Annotated in this window: 3 protein-coding genes and 2 pseudogenes; 1 reads left to right on the top strand and 4 read right to left on the bottom strand. The window is 52.0% G+C overall.

Annotation, left to right across the window (positions count from 1 at the left end; translation table 11 throughout):
* Positions 1 to 69 precede the first annotated feature (69 nt).
* The gene (locus C5B90_RS19630) at positions 70 to 306 is read right to left on the bottom strand and encodes a DUF2249 domain-containing protein (protein WP_115883602.1); all 237 of its coding nucleotides are present in this window, start codon (positions 304 to 306) and stop codon (positions 70 to 72) included.
* A 99-nt stretch (positions 307 to 405) separates the two neighbouring features.
* On the bottom strand, positions 406 to 825 hold the full coding sequence (locus C5B90_RS19625; protein WP_115883601.1) for an SRPBCC family protein: 420 nt from the start codon (positions 823 to 825) through the stop codon (positions 406 to 408).
* A gap of 158 nt (positions 826 to 983) precedes the next feature.
* Between C5B90_RS19625 and C5B90_RS21325 the strand changes: the two are divergent.
* Positions 984 to 1,348: pseudogene (locus C5B90_RS21325) on the top strand (putative zinc-binding protein).
* A 414-nt stretch (positions 1,349 to 1,762) separates the two neighbouring features.
* Here the strand turns inward: C5B90_RS21325 and C5B90_RS19615 are convergent.
* Together C5B90_RS19615 and C5B90_RS21320 are read right to left on the bottom strand one after the other, a co-directional pair.
* A complete protein-coding gene (locus tag C5B90_RS19615; protein WP_115883600.1) occupies positions 1,763 to 2,329 on the bottom strand; it encodes a TATA-box-binding protein in 567 nt (188 codons plus the stop codon).
* Between the two features lie 382 nt (positions 2,330 to 2,711).
* Positions 2,712 to 3,017, bottom strand: a pseudogene (locus C5B90_RS21320) (AbrB/MazE/SpoVT family DNA-binding domain-containing protein).
* Positions 3,018 to 3,270 lie beyond the last annotated feature (253 nt).

The following is a 3,270-nucleotide window of genomic DNA, read 5'->3' as shown; positions in this document are numbered from 1 at the left end:
GGAATCCGGTATGATACCTGTGTCTTTGCAAGCAGTTGCGGTGCCGCACACATCTTCAGCCGTTGGTTACTATCTCAGAGAGATCGTGATGTGCCACTCATCGTCTTCGATCTGAGTCGTCTGAAACTCACACCCACGCCGTTTGAGGACATCGTAGAGCGGGACCGGTTCGAAGCTATTGACAAGAAGAAGTGAGTCACCCGCGCTCAACTCACCGACTGCAGACATGATGTGGCCAAACGGTTCACCGTCGATATCTCTGACATCGAGTTTCCGCGTCTCGCCGGTGGTTTCAGAGGAACCCATACTGAGACATATAGTACTAATATCCCTTACTGCTATGCCGAATATATTCTGCCAATCACTCGCCGACCAGTCTATCTGAGTCTCGGTTTCGGTATCAGGTCAGGACTGATCCGCTATCTCTTCGAGGTAATCGAACTGCGCTTCTAGTTCCTTCCTCCGTTGTCGAGAAATCACAGTCGAATCGAGGAACTCACCAATAAGAGCAACATCGAGTGCGAACTCGGTCGTCGCTGTTACTTCTACACCGTCGGAGACGGGGTCGAGCCGATAACTCGTTCGCATCTCTTCGAAAATTCCCTTTCGCTGTTCGTAGGCCAACTCAACCTCCGCATCATCTACGACTTCCAAGTGAAGTGTGATCTTGGCGGGCCCGACCTTATTCGAAACCCGAATATCCCGGTCGTCAACGTCGAACGAATCGAATCCTGACGCCCGTATGAATGGGGTGAGATTGTGCATCGCTCGACTGACTTCTTCGGACGATGCAGCTATCGTTCGGGTGACAGTAACTGTTTCCATACGTTCCTCATAGATAAGCAGACAGTTACCTCCGACGATACCAGAGTCAAAATCCCCTGGGCAGATGTCTGCTTTGGACAACAGTACCCTCAGAGTTCGTCGGGGGCGAACGTCGTTCGGGAGAACCCTTTTAGAGAGTGTACAGAAATCGCGTGGTGATGTCCGAAGAGTACAACGATCTGCCGTTAGTCTATTTATCTTCCGGATGTTCAAGCGCGGCACAGATGGCAAACGACCTCGCCGTTAGACTCGACCGTGAACGACTCGCAGAGATGTCCAGTATCACCGGAGTCAGCGGTGACGTCACCCCACTCGAGAACACTGCACGTTAAGACGGCCGATGCTGGTGATCGGTGGATGCCCGCTTGAGTGTGCACGAGAGAGACTCGAGCACCACGACGGCGCGCCAGACCGGCACGTCAACCTCGCTAAAGAGGGAGTTCCAAAGAATATCACGTCGATTACGACGACGAGCAGGCAGACAAGATGTTCGAGGTGCTCGTCGAGTCAGTCGAAGAGATGAACGCGACGATATGACCGGAGTTACGTCGGGTGGTTACCCGTAAGCATCCAATAGAAACTCTGCAGTAACTTCCCGAGGAGATATCCGACAAGAACTCCAAGAAGCGCACCTTCAGTCCCCCGGAGCACAAACCCAACGGTACCACAAAGAACTGAGAACCCGAGGTGGGTGACAGTAGATGATACTGTTTGCACAAGTACTCTCTCGAAATGCGTGATAGAATATATTGGTCCGAACCAGTTCGTGTAGGGTAAACGACGCGGGGCTCTGCTTAAGAAGAATAAACAATGGATACATCACACGGTGGTGGCTGGGACAATCGAAGTCATGTGCAACCGTGATCTGCTTGAACTCATGCAATATCACTCCTTGGACCGAATACGGGGATTCAGTCGAGACTACAGAATCCGATGCTCAGCCGAGTAGTCCAAGCGAGTCAATCTCGTCGCTCACAACCTGAATCGCCTCATGTGCAAACTCCACCTTCTTCGCACCCGTGATGACTATCTTCCCCGATCCAAACAGCAAGACCACTACGTTCGGCTCGTCGATCCGATAGACAAGGCCAGGGAATTGCTCGGGTTCATACTCGACGTTTTCGAGACCGAGACCAATCGCGAGTGCATTCAGATTGAGAGTTGTTCCGAGGTCTGCACTCGAGACGATGTTCTGCACAGTCGCCTCTTCCCGGTTATCGATTGGAATTCCAAGGCTACCGAGTTCCTCGAATACCTGATCTAATGCACGGTTGACCCCGTCGACGCTACTCGCACCAGTGCACACGATTTTGCCAGACCGGAAAATCAGATTCGCTGCTCTTGGGTCTTGTGTCCGATAGACGAGTCCAGGGAAGTTATCTGGATTGAACTCCGCTCCGGTGACGTCGTTCGAGAGCGATTCCAAATCCAATTCCTGACCGATGGCGCTTGATGCAACCACGTTTTGAATCTCGAGAGACTCAAGGCGTGTTTCGTGAGACATTATATTTATATTCTAATTCTACTACTTAAACAATTGTGTGTATCAAGAGTTTCTCAGAGGACAACCAAACATTGCAAAAAATACATACTGAACCCTGCTAAGGTCTTCCGTAGCGGACAGTCTTCTCTGCTGGGTAGCCAGTTTGAGAGATGAACCACAACATCAAACACGATCGCGGATGTAGTGTGTCTTGCAGGCCCGTTGTGTTCCACAGGACGTGACCTGCCTGTCATGGATGTGTAATCGCGTACCGAGCCACCCGCATCCACCCCTTGATAACTCCCTCGTGGGCACCGCGCCCACCGAGTTTGGTGCCCCGATACCCGTGTTATTGGATTGTTGCGAGTCACGGTTCGCGGACTGTGTTAGTAGAGATTTCCCGCTAGGAGAACAGTTGACTTAGGCAACAGGTGATTAGTTCGGAGAGTACGGGTCCGTAGCATCTACCGACAGCCCACCTGTTGTGGTCTTCGGTTCCCGCTATTGCTTTGTCGCCGTCATATCCATCGAAATCTGCAACCGTTCCACTTCGTTATTGGGCAACTCAGACTCGGATACACCCGTCTTCTTCGAGGTGCCAGCAGAGCTGGTCTCCATCGTTGATTCCCAGTTCTCGGCGGATCCGAGCCGGAATCATCACTAGGTTCCCAGACACCTTGCTCTCAGCGTCTGCTGATTCGCTGCCCATGACCAACCACTAGCACCAGTTAGTTCTAGTGTGTCGTCACACTACAGAATAACAATCGAGTTGGTGCTCAACACACCCCATCGTTTCCGGAGAAAACTCGGATACTCAGCCGAGGAGTCCAAGCGACTCGATCTTCGCTCAGATACGCGTGATCTTTGCTCTCAGCGTTGACGTTCCCAATCCTCCCCACACAACGTCTGGTGGTGCGTTCGAATCGTTTTAACTGAGGCATCGCTCACGGCCGCAACACGCG

The sequence above is a fragment of the Haloferax sp. Atlit-12N genome, assembly GCF_003383095.1.
Lineage (GTDB): Archaea > Halobacteriota > Halobacteria > Halobacteriales > Haloferacaceae > Haloferax.
Note: the sequence above shows the minus strand (reverse complement) of the source record. Positions and strands in the feature narration are given on the sequence as shown.

Excerpts from the sequence above, each read along its gene's own strand:
- C5B90_RS19625 (WP_115883601.1), bottom strand. The coding sequence starts at position 825 with ATGGAAACAGTTACTGTCACCCGAACGATAGCTGCATCGTCCGAAGAA.
- C5B90_RS19615 (WP_115883600.1), bottom strand. The coding sequence starts at position 2,329 with ATGTCTCACGAAACACGCCTTGAGTCTCTCGAGATTCAAAACGTGGTT.
- C5B90_RS19630 (WP_115883602.1), bottom strand. The coding sequence starts at position 306 with ATGGGTTCCTCTGAAACCACCGGCGAGACGCGGAAACTCGATGTCAGA.